The sequence below is a fragment of the Kinneretia sp. DJ1R-11 genome, from assembly GCF_025717595.1.
Classification (GTDB): Bacteria; Pseudomonadota; Gammaproteobacteria; order Burkholderiales; family Burkholderiaceae_C; genus Paucibacter_A.
The window spans coordinates 77,604-98,261 of sequence record NZ_JAJIRR010000008.1; the positions used below are offsets into that span (position 1 = coordinate 77,604).

18 protein-coding genes are annotated in these 20,658 nt (G+C 63.9%); 8 read left to right on the plus strand and 10 right to left on the minus strand.

Going from position 1 to position 20,658, the window contains the following annotated elements:
- Positions 1 to 69 precede the first annotated feature (69 nt).
- On the plus strand, positions 70 to 1,017 hold the full coding sequence (locus LNV23_RS14475; protein ID WP_263563610.1) for an ATP-grasp domain-containing protein: 948 nt from the start codon (positions 70 to 72) through the stop codon (positions 1,015 to 1,017).
- Positions 1,018 to 1,037: 20 nt separating this feature from the next.
- Positions 1,038 to 1,733 (plus strand): class I SAM-dependent methyltransferase, encoded by a 696-nt coding sequence (locus LNV23_RS14480; protein WP_263563611.1) that lies wholly within the window; start codon positions 1,038 to 1,040, stop codon positions 1,731 to 1,733.
- A 172-nt stretch (positions 1,734 to 1,905) separates the two neighbouring features.
- Here LNV23_RS14480 and LNV23_RS14485 read toward each other — a convergent pair whose 3' ends face one another.
- The 9 genes from LNV23_RS14485 to LNV23_RS14525 are packed head-to-tail and all read right to left on the minus strand — an operon-like array spanning position 1,906 to position 13,205.
- Positions 1,906 to 2,970, minus strand: coding sequence for a protein-glutamate methylesterase/protein-glutamine glutaminase (locus LNV23_RS14485; protein ID WP_263563612.1), 1,065 nt, complete (start codon positions 2,968 to 2,970; stop codon positions 1,906 to 1,908).
- A 22-nt stretch (positions 2,971 to 2,992) separates the two neighbouring features.
- Positions 2,993 to 3,820, minus strand: coding sequence for a CheR family methyltransferase (locus LNV23_RS14490; protein ID WP_263563613.1), 828 nt, complete (start codon positions 3,818 to 3,820; stop codon positions 2,993 to 2,995).
- 26 nt (positions 3,821 to 3,846) lie between these two features.
- Positions 3,847 to 4,341, minus strand: a complete 495-nt coding sequence (locus LNV23_RS14495) for a chemotaxis protein CheW (protein WP_263563614.1) — start codon at positions 4,339 to 4,341, stop codon at positions 3,847 to 3,849.
- 20 nt (positions 4,342 to 4,361) lie between these two features.
- Positions 4,362 to 6,506 carry a methyl-accepting chemotaxis protein gene (locus tag LNV23_RS14500; protein ID WP_263563615.1) on the minus strand — a complete coding sequence of 715 codons (2,145 nt, stop codon included), beginning with the start codon at positions 6,504 to 6,506 and terminating at the stop codon, positions 4,362 to 4,364.
- 53 nt (positions 6,507 to 6,559) lie between these two features.
- On the minus strand, positions 6,560 to 9,301 hold the full coding sequence (locus LNV23_RS14505) for a methyl-accepting chemotaxis protein (RefSeq protein WP_263563616.1): 2,742 nt from the start codon (positions 9,299 to 9,301) through the stop codon (positions 6,560 to 6,562).
- Positions 9,298 to 11,409: a chemotaxis protein CheA gene (locus LNV23_RS14510; RefSeq protein WP_263563617.1), complete on the minus strand. Its 2,112-nt coding sequence runs from the start codon at positions 11,407 to 11,409 to the stop codon at positions 9,298 to 9,300. The genes LNV23_RS14505 and LNV23_RS14510 overlap by 4 nt, the downstream gene beginning before the upstream one ends.
- Entirely contained in the window at positions 11,406 to 11,696 is a 291-nt protein-coding gene (locus tag LNV23_RS14515) for an STAS domain-containing protein (protein WP_263563618.1), read from the minus strand. The genes LNV23_RS14510 and LNV23_RS14515 overlap by 4 nt, the downstream gene beginning before the upstream one ends.
- 10 nt (positions 11,697 to 11,706) lie before the next feature.
- Positions 11,707 to 12,078 carry a response regulator gene (locus tag LNV23_RS14520; protein WP_263563619.1) on the minus strand — a complete coding sequence of 124 codons (372 nt, stop codon included), beginning with the start codon at positions 12,076 to 12,078 and terminating at the stop codon, positions 11,707 to 11,709.
- A gap of 14 nt (positions 12,079 to 12,092) precedes the next feature.
- The gene (locus LNV23_RS14525; RefSeq protein ID WP_318023238.1) at positions 12,093 to 13,205 is read right to left on the minus strand and encodes a methyl-accepting chemotaxis protein; all 1,113 of its coding nucleotides are present in this window, start codon (positions 13,203 to 13,205) and stop codon (positions 12,093 to 12,095) included.
- A 245-nt stretch (positions 13,206 to 13,450) separates the two neighbouring features.
- Here LNV23_RS14525 and LNV23_RS14530 point away from each other — a divergent pair, with 245 nt between their 5' ends.
- Positions 13,451 to 13,693, plus strand: coding sequence for an enoyl-CoA hydratase-related protein (locus LNV23_RS14530; RefSeq protein WP_318023239.1), 243 nt, complete (start codon positions 13,451 to 13,453; stop codon positions 13,691 to 13,693).
- Positions 13,694 to 13,765: 72 nt separating this feature from the next.
- Here the strand turns inward: LNV23_RS14530 and lysS are convergent, their stop codons facing one another.
- Positions 13,766 to 15,292 carry a lysine--tRNA ligase gene (lysS, locus tag LNV23_RS14535; RefSeq protein ID WP_263563620.1) on the minus strand — a complete coding sequence of 509 codons (1,527 nt, stop codon included), beginning with the start codon at positions 15,290 to 15,292 and terminating at the stop codon, positions 13,766 to 13,768.
- Between the two features lie 110 nt (positions 15,293 to 15,402).
- Between lysS and LNV23_RS14540 the strand changes: the two genes are divergently transcribed.
- The 5 genes from LNV23_RS14540 to LNV23_RS14560 are packed head-to-tail and all read left to right on the plus strand — an operon-like array spanning position 15,403 to position 20,655.
- Positions 15,403 to 16,464: a Gfo/Idh/MocA family protein gene (locus LNV23_RS14540; RefSeq protein WP_263563621.1), complete on the plus strand. Its 1,062-nt coding sequence runs from the start codon at positions 15,403 to 15,405 to the stop codon at positions 16,462 to 16,464.
- Between the two features lie 20 nt (positions 16,465 to 16,484).
- Positions 16,485 to 17,078 (plus strand): acyltransferase, encoded by a 594-nt coding sequence (locus LNV23_RS14545; protein WP_263563622.1) that lies wholly within the window; start codon positions 16,485 to 16,487, stop codon positions 17,076 to 17,078.
- 14 nt (positions 17,079 to 17,092) lie between these two features.
- A complete protein-coding gene (locus tag LNV23_RS14550) occupies positions 17,093 to 18,190 on the plus strand; it encodes a DegT/DnrJ/EryC1/StrS family aminotransferase (protein ID WP_263563752.1) in 1,098 nt (365 codons plus the stop codon).
- A 39-nt stretch (positions 18,191 to 18,229) separates the two neighbouring features.
- Entirely contained in the window at positions 18,230 to 19,462 is a 1,233-nt protein-coding gene (locus tag LNV23_RS14555) for an oligosaccharide flippase family protein (protein ID WP_263563623.1), read from the plus strand.
- 29 nt (positions 19,463 to 19,491) lie between these two features.
- Positions 19,492 to 20,655, plus strand: a complete 1,164-nt coding sequence (locus LNV23_RS14560) for a glycosyltransferase (RefSeq protein WP_263563624.1) — start codon at positions 19,492 to 19,494, stop codon at positions 20,653 to 20,655.
- Positions 20,656 to 20,658 lie beyond the last annotated feature (3 nt).

The window sequence follows — 20,658 nt, forward strand, 5'->3', positions numbered from 1 at the left end:
GGCTGGCGGAGCGCTGTTCATAGGGCCGCGCCGGCGCGAGCTTGATTTGGTCCCACTGGAGCTGGCCCGATGAGGGTCCTGGTCACGGCGCTGGGTTCGATGGCGGCACCATTCGTGGTGGACAGTCTGCATGCCATGGGGCATGAGGTTGTTGGCGTGGACATCCATCCGCGGCCTTGGATCGCTGCCGCAGCGCAGGTCGATGTCTTTGCCCAGGTGCCGACGCTGGCACGCGCGGATGCGTATCAACAGGCGCTGCTGGCGCTGTGCGAAGCACAGCATGTGCAACTCGTGTTGCCGCTGACCGATCCAGAGGTCGATGAACTCTGTACCTGCGCCGGCGCGTTTGCCTCTCGCGGTATCAAGCTGGCTGTTCCCAGCCTGGAGGCTGTTCGCTTGCTGCGCGACAAGCTGGCGCTGCACGATCATTTCAGCGCATCGGCTTTGCCGGTCATTCCGAGCTTCCGAGCGGCAAACTATCTTGCGCTGGGTGGTACCTTCCCCTGCATCGCCAAGCCGGCACGGGGGCGCAGCAGTGAGGGCCAGTTTGTGTTCCGGAGTCGGGTGGATTTCGAACGCGCAGCGCCACTGGGCGAGTCCTACATCGTTCAGCCTTTTTTGGAAGGCGATGTCGTTGTCGTCGATGTTCTGCGTTCCGGACCGGCCCCCGCACTGATCGTCGCACGCAGGGAGCTCTTGCGGACCCGGAACGGCGCTGGCCTTGCAGTGCAGATCCTCGACGCCGACGTGACTCTTCAGTCGCACGTCGACGCCCTCTGCCAGGCCATCGATTTCGAGGGCTGCATCAATGTCGAGTTCCTGCAGCTGAGCAACGGGGGGCTGCGTCTGATGGATGTGAACCCGCGCTTCTCGGCCGGCGTGGCCTTCTCAGGCCTCGCGGGCTACAACTTTGTCCACAACCATGTGCGGCACCACTTGGGGCAGACGCCCGAGCCCTTGGGGCTGATCCAGGGAGGTGCGATCTACACCAGAAAATACACTGAGGTCATCGTATGACGGCTGAGCCATCGAGGGGCATGCCCCCCACACAGATCCATTGGGACGACACATGGCCGAAGATTTTCGACCATTACCAGCAGGATCAGCGTCACGCCTACTACGTGAATGCCTTGCTGCATGACGAGGACCGGCGTGTTCTGGAGTTGGGGGCAGGCAGCTTTCGTGACATGGCTCTGCTCAATCGTCTGGGTGTCAACTGTTGGGGCGCGGATTATTCAAGTGCTTCGGTGGAGCTGGCTCGACGCCAGTTTCCAGAGCTTGCTGCTCAGATTTTCCAGGGCGACGCATTCCAATTGGATGGCATGGCCGACGCCGCATTCGACGTCAGTTTCCACAACGGCCTGTGGGTGCTGTTCGATGATCAAGATATTCGGCGACTGGCAGCAGAACAGGCGCGGGTCTCGCGACGCAAAATCATTGCCACGGTGCACAACGCCCACAACCCCGATTTCATCGACTATTTCGCCCGGCTGGGCGAAACCGACCCGCTCTACCGGATCCGTTTCTTCGAGGCCGAAGAAATGCGCGCGCTGCTGGCGCCTGTCTGCCGCAGTGTCGAGATCGTCCCGGTTGGCAAGGGCAAGAAACACCTGGAAGACGAGCTGATCAACCAGGGCAAGACCTCGCGAGCCGAGATGCGGACCTTCTTCGATCAGGCCGGCATGGACCACCTGCGCAACAGCGAGCGCCTGCTCTGCATCGGCCACCTCTAAAGCCGACCGGATCGCCTATCGGGGTATCGCCTCCGCAGCGATCTTGCTGTCTTCGGTTCCGATGATCAACGCGAAGGCATGGGCGCAGTCCACAGCAGGCGTGCTCGGGTGTTCACGCATGGCAAGCATTGATCAGGCCACAGAATCTGGGCGGGCTCTGCAGCGGCTGGGCTCAGTGTCGTGCATCAAAAGCCAGGACCGCCTGCGCGATCTGGCCCAGCGGCAGCACCGAATCCACGCCGCCTTGTTCGATGGCCACTTTGGGCATGCCGAAGACCACGCAACTGGCTTCGTCCTGCGCAATGGTGCGGGCGCCGACGTTGTGCATCAGACGCATGCCGCGGGCGCCGTCGTCACCCATGCCGGTGAGGATGATGGCCAGCGCGTCACCGCCCGCGCACTCCGCCGCTGACTTGAACAGCACGTCGACCGAGGGCTTGTGTCGGTTGACGTTGGGACCGTCGAAGACTTCGACAAAATACTGACCGGCGCTTTTGCGCAGCTGCATATGGCGGCCGCCTGGCGCGATCAGCACCAGACCCCGCTCCAGTCGGTCGCCGCTCTTTGCTTCGCGCACCTCCATGGCCGCCGCGGCATTCAAACGCTCGGCATACATGGCAGTGAAGCGTTCGGGCATGTGCTGAACCACGGCCATGCCCGGGGAGTCGGCCGGCAGGGACAGCAGAATCGCTTCGAAGGCCTGGGTGGCGCCGGTCGAGCCACCCAGAACAATGGGCTTGTTGACGGCCAGCGCACGCGTCGGCGCAGCGGGTCTGGGCGGGACCAAGCTTGCCGCTATGGGGGCTGCCGTCCCCACGTCCTGGGTCTGGCGTCGCGGCCGACTCAAGGCGGCTGCCTTGAGGGTCTGCAGCAGTTCGCGCCGGGAGTCTTCGAGGAATTGCTTGAGTCCCAGGCGCGGCTTGGCAATGATGGCCACCGCGCCGGCAGCCAGTGCATCAAGTGCCACGCGGCTGCCTTTCTCGGTCAGGGTGGAGCAGATCACGGTGGCAATCGGCGCCTCCGCCATCAACTGGCGCAAGAAGGTCAGGCCGTCCATGCCAGGCATTTCGATATCGAGCAAGAGCACATCGGGGCGCTGCTTGCGCAAGGCCGGTGCTGCAATGATGGGATTGGGTGCGGTACCGATCAGCACCAGGTCGGGGTCGCCTTGCAGCAGATGCTGCATCGCTTGCCGGACCACGGCCGAATCGTCGACGGCGTACACGGTGATGGGCATCCTGGGCTCCTGGGCAAGGGCGTCAAGCAGCGACCGCGCAGCTGCCAAGCTTCCGGAAAGCCCCGGTGGCCAGCTGCTCCATGGCGGTGTCGCACAGCAGCCGTCCTTCCGCCATGCCGGTGAACAGCAGGCCACCGGGCTTGAGTTGGGTGAGCACGCGGTCGATCACCGTGCGCTTGGTGGGCGCGTCAAAGTAGATCAAGACATTGCGCAGAAAGATGACATCGAAGGGCCCGATGTCTTCAATGGGGCGGCACAGATTGAGCCAGCCAAAGCGAACTTTCGCGCGCAGCTTTTCATGCATCTGAATCAAACCTTTTGAGGGGCCTTCACCGCGCAGGCAGTAGCGCCGCCGCCTGTCCATGGTCACCTCATGCAGGCGTTCTTCGGGATAGATGCCGGCCGCCGCACTGCGCAGGACGCGATCGCTGATGTCGGTGCCCAGGATCTGCCAGTCCTCGCCAATGCTGCCCTGGGCGGCCATATCCGCCAGCAACATGGCAAGGCTGTAGGCCTCGTCCCCGAAAGACGAGGCGGCGCTCCAGATGGAGACCGCACTCGCGCGGGTGCGCGCCAGCTCTTTGCACATGAGCTCGAAATGAGCCGGCTCACGAAAGAAGTAGGTTTCGTTGGTGGTCAGGAGATCCACCGCCATCTGGAACTCCCCGGCGTCGTTGGGGCCGGAAATCAACTCGACGTAGTCTTCAAAGCGCTGGATGTCCAGCTGCAGCAGCCGAGGCGTGAGCCTGGACTGGATCAAGGGCTTCTTGGTGTCAGGAAAGGACAGGCCGACCGATTCGTGCATCAGGCTCCTGATGCGGCGGAAGGTGGCGTCGTTGAGTGGTCCCATCGTCAATCCTCGGTAAGGCTTTTGGGTCAAGCCGCTTCAGCGAGCTGATTGCGTTCGCACAGCACAGCCATATCGTCCAGATCGAAGGCGCGATCGGGTTCCAGCACAATCACAAAACGCTGCCCCAGCCGCCCCATGCCTTGGATGAAGTCGCGCCGAACGGCCGAACCGAAGTCGGGCGCGGGCTCGATGTCCGCAGCAGGGATGTCCACCACTTCACTGACGGCGTCGACCAACAGCCCCAGTTCCACCCGTTCGCCCTGGCGCATGGCATCAAAGATCACGATGCAGCTCTTTTTGCTCAGGCGTGCGGCCGGCCGGCCGAAGCGAGCGTGAAGATCGATCACTGGCACCACGGCGCCACGCAAATTGATCACGCCGCGCACGAAGTCAGGCATCAGTGGCACCGTGGTCACGGGACCGACCTGGATGATCTCTCGCACCGTCCGTATGTCCATGCCGAAGACTTCCTCACCCAGAGAGAAGGTGAGGTACTGCGATGTTGTGGTTTGCGTGTTCATGGCGTCGTGCTCCTGGCGGCTCAGTAGGGGCGGAAGTTGCCGCGCGTTCCGGTGGCGGCGACACGGGGCGGCAGAGCCGAGACCGGCGGGTTGCCACGCATGGGCGAGTTGGGCGCGCGCCGTTCGACGGGCCGCGCCACTTCGCTGCGTGGCTTGGGCGTTAGGACGGGTTCGCTGTCAAGGCGGAAAAAGGCCACGGCCTCCTGCAGCTGACCGGCCTGGTTGGACAGCTCCTCCGAGGTCGCGGCGAGTTCTTCCGAGGCGGACGCGTTTTGCTGCGTGGCCTTGCTGAGCTGGGTCATGGCGCCGCCGATCTGGTTGACCGATTGGCTTTGCTCCTGCGACGCCGCCGCGATCTCTTGCACCAGATCGCTGGTCTTTTGAATGCTGGGCACGATCTCGCCCAGCAGGCGCCCGGCGCGCTCGGCCGTGCTGACGCTGTCGCCTGCGAGGTCGCCAATCTCCTTGGCGGCCTCCTGGCTGCGCTCGGCGAGTTTGCGCACCTCGGCGGCGACCACGGCAAAGCCCTTGCCATGCTCGCCGGCCCGAGCGGCCTCGATGGCTGCATTGAGGGCCAGCAGATTGGTCTGGTAGGCGATATCGTCGACGATGCTGATCTTGGCTGCGATCTGCTTCATGGCGGCCACGGTCTGCGTGACGGCCATGCCGCCTTCGCCGGCCTCCTTGTTGGCCTTGGTGGCCATGCCGTCGGTGACCTTGGCGTTGTCGCTGTTCTGCGCGATGGATGCGGACATCTGCTCGATGGACGCGGTGGTTTCTTCCACCGAGGCCGCCTGCTCGCTGGCGCCCTGGGACAGGCTTTGCGCGGTGTCGCTGACTTGGTTGGAGGCACTGTTCAGTGCCTCGGCAGCAGCGCGCACTTCGGCGATCACGGCGGCCAGCTTTTCGCAGCTGCTGTTGGCATCCAGCTTGACCTGCTCAAAGACCCCTTGACCTTCGCGGCTGATGCGTTGGCTGAGGTCGCCATTGGCCATGGCGGAGAACACGCGCACCACATCGTCGATGATGTCGGCCAGCGTCTCGCTGCTGGTGTTGGCATCTTGCTTGACGCGCTCGAAGGTGCCCTTGCAGTCGCGGGTGATCCGCTGCGACAAGTCGCCCGCGGCCAGGCCGCCGACCACGCGCCCGACATCATCGAAGATGGTCGATGTGGTCTCCATCATGGCGTTGATGCCCAGGCACAGTTGCTCGATGGCGCCACTCTTGCCCTGCATGGAAATCCGCTGAGTCAGGTCGCCGTCGCGTGCGGCCGCCGTGACGACCTGGGCCTGCTCAACCGCTTCGCTCAACATGCGGTTGGCCACCACCTCGGCGGTGATATCGGTCGCATATTTGACGACCTTGAAGGGCCGGCCGTCCATGTCGAAGATGGGGTTGTAGCTGGCTTGGATCCAGACTTCACGCCCACCCTTGGCGATGCGCTTGTACTGCCCCGCATCGAACTCACCGCGCCCCAGCTTGTCCCAGAACTGGCGGTACTCCAGGCTTTGCGACACGCCGGGCTCGGCGAACATGCTGTGGTGCCGGCCCTTGATTTCGTCCAAGCTGTAGCCCAGGGCGGTCAAGAAGTTTTCATTGGCGTTGAGAATGGTGCCGTCGAGCTTGAACTCGATCACGGCCTGGGATTTGCTGACGGCCTTGAGTTGCCCCGCTTGGTCGGCGGCCTGCAGCGTGCCAGCGGTGATGTCGGTGGCGAACTTGACCACCTTGCTGGGCTTGCCATCCGGTCCGAAGACGGGGTTGTAGCTGGCCTGGATCCAGACCTCGCGGCCGCCCTTGCCGAAACGCTTGTACTGGCCGGAATCGAATTCACCGCGTGCCAGCTTGTCCCAGAACTGACGGTACTCAGGGCTTTGTGCCACGCCGGCCGCGGCAAACATGCTGTGGTGGCGCCCCTTGATTTCATCGAGCTGGTAGCCGAGCAGGTGCAGGAAGTTCTCGTTGGCGGTGAGCACAGTGCCGTCCGTGGTGAACTCGATCACGGCTTGTGACCGGCTGATGGAGTTCAGTACGGATTGCAGCTCGTCCGCGCGCTCTTGCGCCAGGCGGGCGTCTGCTTGTGCGCGCTCCGAGGTTTCGTGGGCTTGCTGCAGTTCCTTGCCGGCCACAAGTTGGGCGAGCCAGGAGGTGGAGTTGGGCGTCATGGCGGTGGTCCTTTGGCTTTGATGCGGTGTATCGCGGGTGGGGTGGCGGCGTCTCAGTAGGGACGGAAGTTGCCGCGAGTTCCGGTGGCGGCGGCGCGAGCTGGCTGCGCCGCGGCCGGCGGGTTGCCACGCATGGGCGAGTTGGGTGCGCGCCGTTCGGCGGGGCGGGCCGCTTCGCTGCGCTGCTTGGTCGAGCTGGCGCCTTCGCCGTCAAGGCGGAAAAAGGCCACGGCTTCCTGCAGCTGACCGGCCTGGTTGGACAGCTCTTCCGAGGTCGCGGCGAGTTCTTCCGAGGCCGAGGCGTTTTGCTGCGTGGCCTTGCTGAGCTGGGTCATGGCGCTGCCGATCTGGTTGACCGATTGGCTTTGCTCCTGCGACGCCGCCGCGATCTCTTGCACCAGATCGCTGGTCTTTTGAATGCTGGGCACGATTTCGCCCAGCAGGCGCCCGGCGCGCTCGGCCGTGCTGACGCTGTCGCCGGCGAGGTCGCCGATCTCCTTGGCGGCCTCCTGGCTGCGCTCGGCGAGTTTGCGCACCTCGGCGGCGACCACGGCAAAGCCCTTGCCATGCTCGCCGGCCCGAGCGGCCTCGATGGCTGCATTGAGGGCCAGCAGATTGGTCTGGTAGGCGATGTCGTCGACGATGCTGATCTTGGCGGCGATCTGCTTCATGGCAGCCACGGTTTGCGTGACGGCGACACCGCCTTCGCCGGCCTCCTTGTTGGCCTTGGTGGCCATGCCGTCGGTGACCTTGGCGTTGTCGCTGTTTTGCGCGATGGACGCGGACATCTGCTCGATGGATGCGGTGGTTTCTTCCACCGAGGCCGCCTGTTCGCTGGCGCCTTGAGACAGGCTTTGTGCGGTGTCGCTGACCTGGTTGGAGGCGCTGCCCAAGGCCTCGGCAGCGGCGCGAACCTCGGCGATCACGGCGGCCAGCTTCTCGCAGCTGCTGTTGGCGTCTTGTTTGACTTGCTCGAAGACGCCGGTGTAGTCACGCGTCACGCGCTGTGTCAGGTCGCCCGAGGCCAGGGCGCTGAACACCCGGCCCATGTCATCAAAGATGACCCCAGTGGTTTCCATCAGGGCGTTCACGCCGGAACAGAGATGTTCGATTGGCCCGGTCTTGCCTTGAAGTGGAATGCGACCGCTGAGGTCACCCGAGCGTGCGGCGGCGGTGACTTCTTGTGCTTGCTCGACCGCCTCACGCAGCATGCGGCTGGCCAGCACCTCGGCCGTGATGTCGGTCGCGTACTTGACGACCTTGTAGGGCCGGCCGCTGAGGTCGCGAATCGGGTTGTAGCTGGCTTGGATCCAGATCTCGCGGCTGCCTTTGCCGATGCGCTTGTACTGCCCAGCGTCAAAGTCCCCCCGGGCCAATTTCTCCCAGAACTGGCGGTACTCCGCGCTCTGCGCGTGGCTGGCCTCGACCAGCATGCTGTGGTGGCGGCCCTTGATCTCGTCCAGGCTGTAACCCACCGTGGCCAGGAAGTTCTCGTTGGCGTTCAGGATGGTGCCGTCGAGCTGAAACTCAATCACTGCTTGTGACTTGCTGACGGCCTTGATCTGCCCCTCGTAGTCGGCGGCCAGAAGCTTCGCTGCGGTGATGTTGGTGGCGTATTTGACAACCTTGAACGGGCGACCTTCTGCGTCCAGGATGGGGTTGTAGCTGGCTTCAATCCAGATTTCGCGGCCCGCCTTGCCGATGCGCTTGTACTGGCCGGCGTCGAATTCGCCACGGCCGAGCTTTTCCCAGAACTGCCGGTATTCAAGGCTCTGGACATGGCTCGCTTCCACGAACATGCTGTGGTGGCGACCCTTGATTTCGTCCAGGCTGTAGCCGACGGCCGCCAGGAAGTTCTCGTTCGCGCCCAAAATGGTGCCGTCGAGCTTGAACTCGATCACGGCCAGCGACTTGTGGACGGCCTTGAGTTGGCCTTCATGGTCGCTCGCTTGCAGTTTGGCCGCTGTGATGTCGGTCGCGTACTTGACGACTTTGAAGGGCCGGCCGTCCATGTCGAAGATGGGGTTGTAAGTGGCCTGAATCCAGACTTCACGCCCGCCCTTGCCGATGCGTTTGTACTGCCCCGCGTCGAACTCACCGCGCCCCAGCTTGTCCCAGAACTGGCGGTAGGCCACGCTTTGCGACACCCCGGGCTCGGTGAACATGCTGTGGTGCCGGCCCTTGATTTCGTCCAAGCTGTAGCCCAGGGCGGCCAGGAAGTTTTCATTGGCCCAGAGAACGGTGCCGTCGAGCTTGAACTCGATCACGGCCTGCGATTGGCTGACGGCTTTCAGTTGCCCGGCTTGTTCGGCGGCCTGCAGCACGGCAGCGGTGATGTCGGTGGCGAACTTGAGCACCTTGCTGGGCTTGCCATCCGGTCCGAAGACGGGGTTGTAGCTGGCTTGGATCCAGATCTCGCGGCCGCCCTTGCCGATACGCTTGTACTGGCCGGAATCGAATTCACCGCGTGCCAGCTTGTCCCAGAACTGACGGTACTCGGGGCTTTGCGCCACGCCGCTTGCGGCAAACATGCTGTGGTGGCGCCCCTTGATTTCATCGAGCTGGTAGCCGAGTAGGTGCAGGAAGTTGTCGTTGGCGGTGAGTACGGTGCCGTCCATGGCGAACTCGATCACGGCCTGCGACTTGCTGAGTGCGCCAAGCACGGCTTGCAGCTCGTCCGCGCGCTCTTGCGCCAGGCTGGAATCCGCTCGTGCGTGCTCTGCGTTTTCATGGGCTTGTTGCAGTTCGGCGCCGGCCACAAGTTGGGCGAGCCAGGAGGTGCGAATCTGCGTCATGATGTGTGTCCTTCGCGAAGTGGAGCGGTGTGACGATTGGCGTGGCGGTGGGGGGGATCGGTGGCGAGTTGGCACAGCGAGTGCACATCGAAGATCAGTGCGACTTCACCGTTGCCCAGAATGGAAGAGCCCGACATGCCGCGCAGGCTGCGGAACATGCGGCCCAAAGGCTTGATGACGGTCTGATGCTGGCCGAGCAACTGGTCGACCTGAACCCCGTAGCGCTGGCCGCTCGACTGCAGCACGACCACGCTGCTGCGTTCGGGCGTGGCTGAGTCGATGGCATACAGTTCGCGCAAGCCCACCACCGGCAAGACCTGACTTCTCAATTCGACGGTGCCCCGGCCGCGCTCATCCATGGCGGCCAAGGCCGGGCGGTTTTCGATCACCTCGACCACCGCATCCAGGGGGAAGATGAATTTGGACTGGCCGACGCCGACCAGGAAGCCGTCGATGATGGCCAGGGTCAGAGGCAGCCGGATGGTGATGCGCGTGCCTTGGCCTTCGACGCTGTCGATGGCGACATTGCCGCGCAGCTGCTCGATATTGCTGCGCACCACATCCATGCCGACCCCGCGGCCGGACAGATTCGTCACCTTCTCGGCCGTCGAGAAGCCCGGGGCAAAAATCAGGCGCAGGATGTCGGCATCACTTGGCTGTACGCCGGCTTCGACCAGCCCTCGTTCCCAAGCGCGCTGCAGCACTTTCTGGCGGCGCACGCCGCGCCCGTCATCCTCGATCTGGATCAGGATGCTGCCCGCTTCGTGACGCGCCGAAAGCGTCAGCCGCCCCTGGGGTGATTTGCCGGCTGCGATGCGCTCCTCTGGCGACTCAAGGCCGTGGTCGAGTGCATTGCGAACCAGGTGCATCATGGGGTCGGCGATGCGTTCCACCACCGACTTGTCCAGCTCGGTGTCGCCGCCCATGATTTGCAGGGCAACATCCTTGTTCAGTTCGGCGGCCGTGTCCCGCACCACGCGACGAAAGCGCGAGAAGGTCTCGCCGATCTGCACCATGCGCAGTTGCAGCGTGCCGTTGCGAACTTCTTCGACCAATTGTCCGATTTGTTCATTGGCGGCCATCAAGGCTCCCTGGCGGCTCTGCTTGGCGAGCAAAGATGCGCCGGCACTGGCAATCACCAGTTCACCGAGCAGGTTGATCACCAGGTCCAGTCGGTCGGCGGGCACGCGGATGAAGCGCGGTTCATCGCTGGCGGCAGGGGCTGAGCTTGGGCTCGGCGGGGGCGTCTCGTCCGTTCGAACCGAGGTTGGTGTGCTTGTTGCCGCTGGGCTTGAACTCAAGGAGGCCCTTGAGTCCAGGCTGTGGGCGCGATCGAGAGCGGCCCCCTGAAGTGAAGCATCCGGCAAGGCTTCGATGAGGACTTGCGATTCAGCGCGGATGAAGTCGAACGCGGCTTCGAGCGTGCTGTGTTCGACGGCCGAGTTGAAGACGAAGCTGAGCGTCAGGTAGCAGGCTTCCGGATCCATGGTTTGAAATTCCGGCAGCCGGGCGCTGGAGCACTGCAGTTCGTTCAAATCACCGAGTCCGCGCAAATAGCTGAGAAGCGCCAGGGGGTCCATGCCATCCCGAAAGGTCTCGATGCCGAAGTCGACCCGGATACGCCAGGACTGCAGGCCGGCATCGGGGGCTGACTCGCTGCTCGGAGCTGTGGCGGCCTGAGCTTGCTGCATAGAAGGCGCGGAGATTGCTCGCAGGCCTTGAACCAGGGCCTCTCGCCGGGAAGCCGACGCGGCATCGGCGGGCGCTTGTCGTTCCGCTGCGCAAATGAGCACGCGTATTTCGTCATTGCAGCGCAGCAGCAGCGTGCTTGTTTCTGGCGTTAGGGCCGCCGTTCCGTCGCGCAATTGGTCCAGCAGTGTCTCAACGTGATGGGTGAAGGCGGCGACCTCGACCAAACCGAACAGTCCCGCCGACCCTTTGATGGTGTGCGCGGACCGGAACAGGGCGTCGAGCAGTTGGCGGTTGCCCGAGTCGCCTTCCAGCTCAAGCAGCAACTGCTCCAGTGCGGCAAGATGTTCATGCGCTTCGCTGATGAAGGCCGGCAGTGCCTCGGCAATGAAGCTGGTGTCCTGTTCTTGCGGGCTCATGAGGCGGCTCCTTGGTGGGGCGTCAGCAGGTCTTGCACGCCAAGGGCGATGCTGGCCTGAATCAATGCGCTGCTGGGTGCCACCAGCTTGATGGCTTGGCCGCGGTGATCGCAGGCCTGGGCCAAGGCCAGCAGCAGTTGCAGACCTGCAGAGTCGATGTCGGTCACCTGCGATGCGTCGAGAAGCAGAGCGCTTTCTGCGACGGGCAAGTCACGGATCAGGCTGGCATGCAAGTCGCCGGCCGTGTAGATCGTGAGCTCGGCAGGTAGGGCATAGGCGGCGTTCATAATGGTCTCCTCAGGCTTGCACCAAACGTGCCACGGCAGTCAGCAACTGCGTGGGGTCGAAGGGCTTGACCAGCCAGGCCTTGGCGCCGGCCGCGCGGCCCTTCTCGATCATGGCGTCCTGGTCTTCGGTGGTGAGCATCACCACCGGTGTGAATCGATGGCGCGGGTGCGCCTTCAGCTTGTGAACGAAAGTGATGCCATCCATGCGCGGCATGTTCACGTCGCTCAGGATCAGGTTGACGCGTCCGATTTTTTCGAGTTCTTCCAAAGCGTGGAGGCCGTCATGCGCTTCCAGCACGTCATAGCCGGCCCTTTGCAGCGCCATGCGCACGACCATGCGCAAAGAGCTGGAGTCGTCGACGATGAGGATCAGTTTGGGCATCACGGCCTCCGGGTTCAGAAGAAGGTCAACTTGGCGCCACGCGCCGCTTCAGGCCTTGGCGAGCCCGCCAGTTGGCGTTGCTCAGGCGTTGTGTAGCCTTCGCTGAGCAGGGCTTGCCAGTCCGAGGCATCAGGGGGCTGGCCTGAGCGCAGCGCTTGACTCAGCTGCTTCGTGCCGCGCTCGATCGATGCACTCACCTGCTCGAGCATTTGTTGCACTCGATCCTGAAACTGCAGGGCGACCATCAGGGTCTCGACCTGCTGGCGCACCGCGGCACCGCGACGGCTCAGTTCAGCAGCCCGCTCATGGAGGGCCGCTACGGCGCGGTCGACCTGCTGGACGACCTCATCGATGCTGCGCTCTGCAGTTTCAAAAACCTGGTTTTCTGTGGCCTGGTCGGCGGTGGCTTGCTGCAAGATTTGTTGGATGCGGTCCGTGAAGCCGGTGACTTGTTGGCCTATGCGGCGGCCTGTATCGCCGGATCCGGTCGACAAACGCCTGACCTCGGCGGCGACGACGGCGAAGCCTCGGCCGCTCTCTCCCGCACGGGCAGCTTCGATGGCCGCGTTGATCGAGAGCAGATTGGTTTGGCGCGCCAAAGTGGCCACCTCTTCGGCCATGTCCTGGAGCTGGGCCGAGGTGCCGGCCAGTGATCGCACGTCGCCAAGCAGCTGTTCTCTCGCGTTGAGGAACAGGTGGAAGCGTTGCGTCACGCTGCGCAGCTGTTGCTCGCATTGGCTGAGGATGTCCGCACGCGCGTCCAAGGCATCGGATTTGCACGGGGCGCCATCGGGCTGTTCGATGATGGCGTCCAGATGCACCAGGACTTCGCCAAAGCCTTGAATGACCGATTCGGTGGCGGTCTGAATTTGCGCTTGGGCAGTACTGAGATGGCCGCGCCAGAGTTCGCTGGCCTCATCCAAGCGCGCCAGCCAGACCTCAGCGTTTGCCTCGGTGCTCTGAGTTTCGCGCGCGACGGCGAGGGCGCCCAGCCAGCCAAATGAAACCTGGGCCAGTCGCTGGCGCAGCAGCAGAAGCGCTGCTTGCCACGGCGGAGAAGCAGCCAGCTCCAGCGGCATCCGGCCATCGGCGGGCAAGCGATTCGGACGGCTGTCAGTGCTGTGCATCCTGCTCTCCCAAGGGCCCTAGAACGTGTCTCGAGTCAATTGATAAAAATGATTTGAATCAATTGTTGAGCTGATTGTCTGGCTTTATTTGATAAATATGTTTGTTTTGCTGGCCTGCTTCCGTGCTGGTCCTCACGAAATGCTTGGATGCCGATGGTTGTTGCCGATTCCAGCGTCCTCGCTACGCTGCAGCTACGGCTCCGCGCATGCGCCGCTCACACGCTGGCCACACAGGGGAGGGTGGGGTGAGTCTTTGGGAGCAGCTGGCAGAAACCCTGGCGGCGGCCGAGACCATCAATGGCTTTTGCGCCCCGGCCTTGCAGCTGATCAAGGAACTGGTCAACCGCAGCTTCGAGCGCGGCCTGAAGGAAGGCGTGACCTCCGAGCGCCGCGTCTTCTACGCCGTGTTCGGCACCGACGATCAGCGCGAGGGCATGGATGCCTTCCTGAACAAGCGCGCGCCAGTCTTCAGGCACGGCAAGCGCTGAAAGCTGGCGCCTAAAAAGGAAAAAGGGGAGGCCGAGGCCTCCCCTTTTTGTACACGTCAACTCAGCTCTTGATCAGGCTTCGCGGCGCAATGCCGGGAACAAGATGATGTCGCGGATGCTGGGCGAATCGGTGATCAGCATCATCAGGCGGTCAATGCCGATGCCGCAGCCGCCGGTCGGAGGCATGCCGTATTCCAGGGCGCGGATGAAATCGGCGTCGAAGAACATCGCTTCCTCGTCGCCGGCGTCTTTGTTGGCCACCTGGGCGTGGAAGCGGGCGGCCTGGTCTTCGGCGTCATTCAGCTCGGAGAAGCCGTTGGCGTACTCGCGGCCGGTGATGAAGAGCTCGAAGCGCTCGGTGATTTTGGGGTTGCTGTCCGAGGCACGGGCCAGGGGCGAGACCTCGACCGGATAGTCGATGATGAAGGTCGGCTGCCAGAGTTTCTCTTCCACCACGGCTTCGAACATGCCGAATTGCAGCTCCGGCAGGGTCCAGTGCTTGGGCGCTTCTTCGCCCAGGTCCTTGAGCTTGGCGCGCAGTAGCTCCGCGTCGTCGGCCTGCTCGGCGCTGAGGCCCGCATGGGCGACCAGGGAATCGCGCACCGACAGGCGGGCGAAGGGCTCGTCCAGATGCACGTCCTTGCCGGCATAGCTGACCCGGGCATTGCCGGTGGCGGCGCGCGCGGCGTGGCGCAGCACCTCCTCGGTGAAGTCCATCAGATCATGGTGCGTCCAGTAGGCCGCATAGAACTCCATCATCGTGAACTCGGGGTTGTGCCGAACCGAGATGCCTTCGTTGCGGAAGTTGCGGTTGATTTCGAACACCCGCTCAAAGCCGCCCACGATCAGGCGCTTCAGGTAGAGCTCCGGCGCGATGCGCAGGTACATCTCCTGGTCCAGCGCATTGTGATGGGTGATGAAAGGCTTGGCATTCGCGCCACCCGGGATCGGGTGCAGCATCGGCGTTTCCACCTCCAGAAAGCTGTGCTCGACCATGAAGCTGCGGATCGAGGACACGGCCTTGGAGCGGGCGATGAAGCGGGCGCGGGCGTGTTCGTCGGTGATCAGGTCGACATAGCGCTGGCGGTATTTCTGCTCCTGGTCGGCCATGCCGTGGAATTTGTCCGGCAAGGGGCGCAGGCTCTTGGTCAGCAGGCGCAGATTGCTGACGCGCACCGACAGCTCGCCGGTCTTGGTCTTGAACAGCTGACCCTCGGCGCCGACGATGTCGCCCAGGTCCAGGTGCTTGAAGGCGTCGTAGCTTTCCTCACCGACGCCGTCCTTGGTGACGAACAGCTGGATGCGGCCGGTCGCGTCTTGCAGGGTGCCGAAGGAGGCCTTGCCCATCACGCGCTTGAGCATCAGGCGGCCGGCCACCGAGACGGCCACGGCCTGCGGCTCCAGGGTCTCATTGTCCAGATCGCCATAGCGCTGCGTCAGCGGCAGGGCGCGGTGCTGGGGTTTGAAATCGTTGGGGAAGGGGACGGCGGTCTTGGCGCGCAGGGCGGCCAGTTTCTCGCGGCGTTCGGTGATCAGCTGGTTCTCGTCCTGGGCTGCAGGGGCGTGGTGCGGAGCGGGAGGGGTGTGCTGGGTCATCATCAACTCGTTGAATTTGCGCTGATTTTAGGCGCAGTGGCATGGCGGCATGGGTGCGGCTCTTAGAATCCGCCCTCTGATTGCCTGCTGCAACTCCACTTTTACCCCGCCCGATGCGCCTGCCCGACCCCATTCTTGACCGTCCGATCCGCTTCGCCCTGGTCGGCTGTGGCCGCATCTCTAAAAACCATATCGAAGCCATCCAGGCCCATGCGGGCCGGGCCGAGCTGGTGGCGGTGTGCGACCACAAGCCTGAGAGCCTGGCCGCCGCCGTGGCCACCACCGGCGTGGCGGGCTTTGCATCCCTGGATGCCCTGCTGGCCTCAGATTGCGCCGCCGATGTGGTGGTGCTGGCCACGCCCAGTGGCTTGCACCCTCAGCAAGCATGTGCAGTGGCGGCCGCCGGCCTCCATGTGCTGAGCGAAAAGCCCATGGCCACCAAGTTCGACGAGGGCATGGCCATGGTGCGCGCCTGTCGCGACGCCGGGGTCAAGCTCTTTGTGGTCAAGCAAAACCGGCTCAATGCCACCGTGCAGCGCGTCAAGCAGGCGATCGAGCAAGGGCGCTTTGGCCGCATTTACTTGTCCACGGTCAATGTGTTTTGGAGCCGACCGCAAAGTTACTACGACGCCGCGCCCTGGCGCGGCCGATGGGATCTGGACGGCGGCGCCTTCATGAATCAAGCCAGCCATTACGTCGACCTGCTGGATTGGCTGGTCGGTCCGGTGGACAGCGTTCATGCCTACACCGCCACCCTGGCGCGCGACATCGAGGCCGAGGACACCGGTGTGATGAGCGTGCGCCTGCGCCACGGCGGCCTGGGCTCCATCAATGTGACCATGCTGACCTTCCCGCAGAACCTGGAAGGCTCGATCACCATCCTGGGCGAGAAGGGCACGGTCAAGATCGGTGGCACGGCGGTCAACAAGATCGAGCACTGGCAATTCGCCGAGCCGCACCCGGATGATGCCGCCGTGCAGGCGGCCAGTTATGACACGGGCAGTGTCTACGGTTTCGGCCACCCGCTCTACTACGACAACGTCATCAAGACCCTGCGCGGCGAGGCCAGCGCCCAGGTTGATGGCTACGAGGGCTTGCGCTCGCTGGAGATCCTGATCGCGGCCTATCGCAGCGCGCGTGACGGCCAGCGCGTCGGCTTGCCCCTGGTGTTTTGAAACTGACGCATCCGGTCATCATGAGTTTTTGGAAACACGACAGCGCCATCGTTGACGACGGTGCGCAGCTGGGCGAAGGCAGCAAGGTCTGGCATTTCGCCCACATCAGCCCGGGCGCCAGGATTGGCGCTCGCTGCTCGCTCGGCCAAGGTGTTTACGTCGGCAACGATGTGAGCATCGGCGACAACGTGCGCGTTCAGAACAATGTCTCGGTCTATGACGCCGTAACGCTGGAGGACGATGTGTTCTGTGGCCCCAGCATGGTGTTCACCAACGTCTACAACCCGCGCGCCGCCGTGGCGCGCAAGGCCGAGTACCGCCGCACCCTGGTCAAACGCGGCGCCACCTTGGGCGCCAACTGCACCATCGTTTGCGGCAGCACGGTCGGCGCCCATGCCTTCATCGGCGCGGGGGCCGTGGTGCAAAAAGATGTGCCCGATTTCGCCCTGATGGTCGGTGTGCCGGCGCGGCGTATCGGCTGGATGAGCCGTTTCGGTGAGCGCCTGGAATTCGACGCTCAGGGGCGGGCGCAATGCCCGCACACCGGTGATGTGTACGAACTGCAAACAGACGGTGCACGCTGTGTGCTCGTGACAGAAGGAAGCCTCGCGTGAGCACGACGAATGCCCTGCCTTTCATTGATCTCAAGGCGCAGTACGCTGCGCTCAAGACCCGCATCGACGCCCGCATCCAGCAGGTGCTGGACCATGGTCAGTACATCATGGGGCCCGAGGTCAAGGAGCTGGAAGTCCAGCTGGCAGCCCATGTGGGCGTCAAGCATTGCATCACCGTGTCCAGCGGCACCGAGGCCTTGCTGATTGCGTTGATGGCCCTGGATCTGAAGCCCGGCGATGAGGTGATCACCACCCCCTTTACTTTTGCAGCCACGGCCGAGGTGATCGTGCTTCTGGGCGGCGTGCCTGTGTTCGTGGACATCGAGCCCGACACCTGCAATATCGATGTGCGCCTGATCGAGGCCGCCATCACGCCGCGCACCCGAGCCATCATGCCGGTCAGCCTGTATGGCCAGGTCTGCGACATGGATGAGATCAACGTCATTGCCGCCCGCCACGGCGGCATCGCCGTGATCGAGGACGCCGCTCAGAGCTTTGGCGCCAGCTACAAGGGCAAGAAGAGCTGCGGCCTGTCCACCTTTGGCGCCACCAGCTTCTTTCCCAGCAAGCCGCTGGGTTGCTATGGCGACGGCGGAGCCTTGTTCACCGATGACGACGCGCTGGCTCAAGCGGCGCGCGAGATCCGCGTGCATGGCCAAAGCCAGCGCTACACCCACACCCGGCTGGGTGTCGGCGGGCGCATGGACACGCTGCAATGCGCCATCGTGCTGGCCAAGCTGGAGCGTTTCGACTGGGAGATTCAGCGGCGCCTGGAACTCGGTGCGCGCTACCAGGAGCTGCTGGTCGATCTGCCGGTGCAGCGCTTGGCTGTTCGGGCCGATCGAAATTGCGTTTGGGCGCAGTTCACTTTGTCAGTCGACACACGCGAGTCCGTGCAGCAGGCCTTGCAGGCCGCAGGCGTGCCGACGGCGGTTCATTACCCCAAGCCGCTGCACCAGCAGCCGGCCTATGCACATCATGGCCGCGGGCAGAGTTTCCCGGAGGCCGAACGCGCCGCTCGCCGTGTCATGAGCCTGCCCATGAGTGCCGATCTGAGTTCTGCTGACCAGGATCGCGTCTGTGCGGCGTTGCGCCAGGCATTGGCGGGCTGAGCCGCTGCGCGCGGCAGCTGCGATTTCTTGATGCGGCCCATGCTGACGCCCTATTGGCGCGACCTCGGGGCCTTGTTCAGCGCTTCGGCCTTGGCCCAGGGGATCCCGATCCTGGCCTCTCTCTTGCTGGCGCGCCTGCTGCTGCCTGCCGAGTTCGGCCTGTATGCGGCTTGGTTGGGCCTGTTCAGCGTGGCCTCGGTGTTCCTCTCCTTGCGCTACGAGACCGCCTTGCCCTTGGAGCCGGCCGGGCCGGAGCGGCGGCTGGCCCTGCGTTCGGTGCTGCGGACCATTGCCGCTGTCGGTGCCGTGCTGGCCTTGCTCGTGGCTGCGGCCAGCCAGCTGGGCTTTTGGGCAGCGGTTCCGGCGGCCTTTCTGGGCCTCGGGCCGCTGGTGGCCATGCTGCTGGCGGCGTCCGGTGCGCTGCAGCTGTGGCTCAGCGCCGAGGGGCGGTTCGCTTTGTTGAGCGGCTTTCGAGTCCTTCAGGCCGCTGCCTTGTCGGGCAGCCAGGTCCTGGCTGTCTTGTGGCGACCGGAGGCGCTGTCGCTTGCGTTGGGCATGGCCCTTGGGCTGAGTCTGGCCATGCTCTGGATCTGGCTGCGTTGCCGCCATCTTGACAGTCGGCCGGTGGACGCGGGTGCCGACAGCGCTGCGAGCTTTCTGCGACGGCGTTGGCGCTTTGTGGCCTTGGCCCTGCCCGCTGGTGTTCTAGGTACGGTGGCGGAGCAGCTTCCCGTCGTCTGGGTCGGGTCCCGGTTCGGGGCTGAGGCTGCGGGCTTGCTGGCCTTGGCTCAGCGCACCTTGGGCGCCGCCATCGGCTTGGTGGCATCCAGTGTGCTGGACGTGTTCCGGCGCGACAGTGCTCGCGCCTATGCTGAGCGGGGTGAATGCGCGCTCGCCTTCGACCATGCCTTGCGTTTGCTGCTGGTGATGGCGCTTTTGCTGGCGCTGCTGGTGGGGGCCGCGGGGGAGCCGCTGTTCGCACTGGTGTTCGGTGAGTCCTGGCGCAGAGCCGGGCAGATTGCGGTTTGGCTGCTGCCTCTGTTCGCGCTGCGCGTGGTGGCCAGCCCTTTGAGCTTCATGTTCTTCCTGGCCCAGCGGCAAGGTCTGGACCTGATCTGGCAGCTGGCCCTGGTGCTGTTCACCGCAGCAGCACTGGGCTTGCCGGCACAGTTCAAGCCGGCTTTGCTGAGCTATGCCTGGGGGTATGCGGCGCTGTACGCCGTCTATGTGTTGATGGCGCGCCGGCTCAGCCGTCCGGCAGGCCAGCCCTAGGCCAAGCGCCAGTCTTGAAACCCGAGGCCATGATCAATCTTCATATCGTTCGCAACACGGTCCGCAATGACTCCCGAGTTTTGAAGGAGGCTGCCACGCTGCGCGACTCGGGTCTGTTTTCAAAGATCGAAATCGTCGGCCTGAATGAGCCCGGTTTGCCCGAGCATGAGGTGATCGATGGATTGAACGTCCGCCGCATCAGCTTGAGCAGCCGTGGATGGTCCAAGGGCCTGATCGGTCAGGTCTTCAAGTTTGCCGAATGGCGCCATCGCATCGTTCAGATTTACGGCCAGCAGTCTTTGTCGGTGGTTCACTGCCATGACCTGGACCCCCTGCCGATTGGCGTGCAGCTGAAGGCCCGCTCGGGCGCTCGCCTGGTTTATGACGCCCATGAGTTGGAGACCGAGCAGGGCGAGCGTTCCAAGCTGCGCGTGGCCCTGGCGCGTTGGACCGAGCGGCGCCTGATCGGCCGCGCCGACGGCTGCATCAGCGTCAGCCAGTCGATCTGCGACTGGTACGCCCAGACCTATCCCGGAGTTCGGCCCGCCCTGGTGCGCAATCTCCCACTGCGGCCGAGCGGCCCGCTTGCGGCGGTGGACCTGCGCGCCCGTTGCGGTGTGCCGGCCGATGCGCTGCTGTTCATCTACTTGGGAGCCTTGTCGCCGGGCCGCGGTATTGCCGAGCTGATGGAGGCCTTCGCCGACGCCGATCAGCCCCACCACATCGTGTTCATGGGCTATGGCATCCTGGCCAACCAGATTGCCGCGCAGGCGGCGCAGTGCTCGCGCATCCATTTGCATCCGGCGGTGCCACCCCAGGAGGTGATCCGGCATGCGGCCGGCGCCGATATCGGGGTTTCCTTCATCATGGACACCTGCTTGAGCAACCGCTATTGCTTGCCCAACAAGCTGTTCGAATGTGCGCTGGCTGGCTTGCCGGTGCTGGTGTCGGACTTGCCCGAGCAGCGACGTTTTGTCGAGCGCTATGACGCCGGCTGGTGCACGGCGCTTCAAGTTTCGGCCCTGCGCGCCACCTTGCGCGGCTTGGACCGTGCGCGTTGTGAGGCCTTGCGCGCTGGCCTGGCCGAGCGCACTGCGGGCCTGGGCTGGCATCAGGAAGCGGAGGTTTTGTTGGCGCTCTATCGCGATGTGCTGGGCCGTCGGCCCGGTGCCCCTTTGTCTGGAGACCTTTGATCC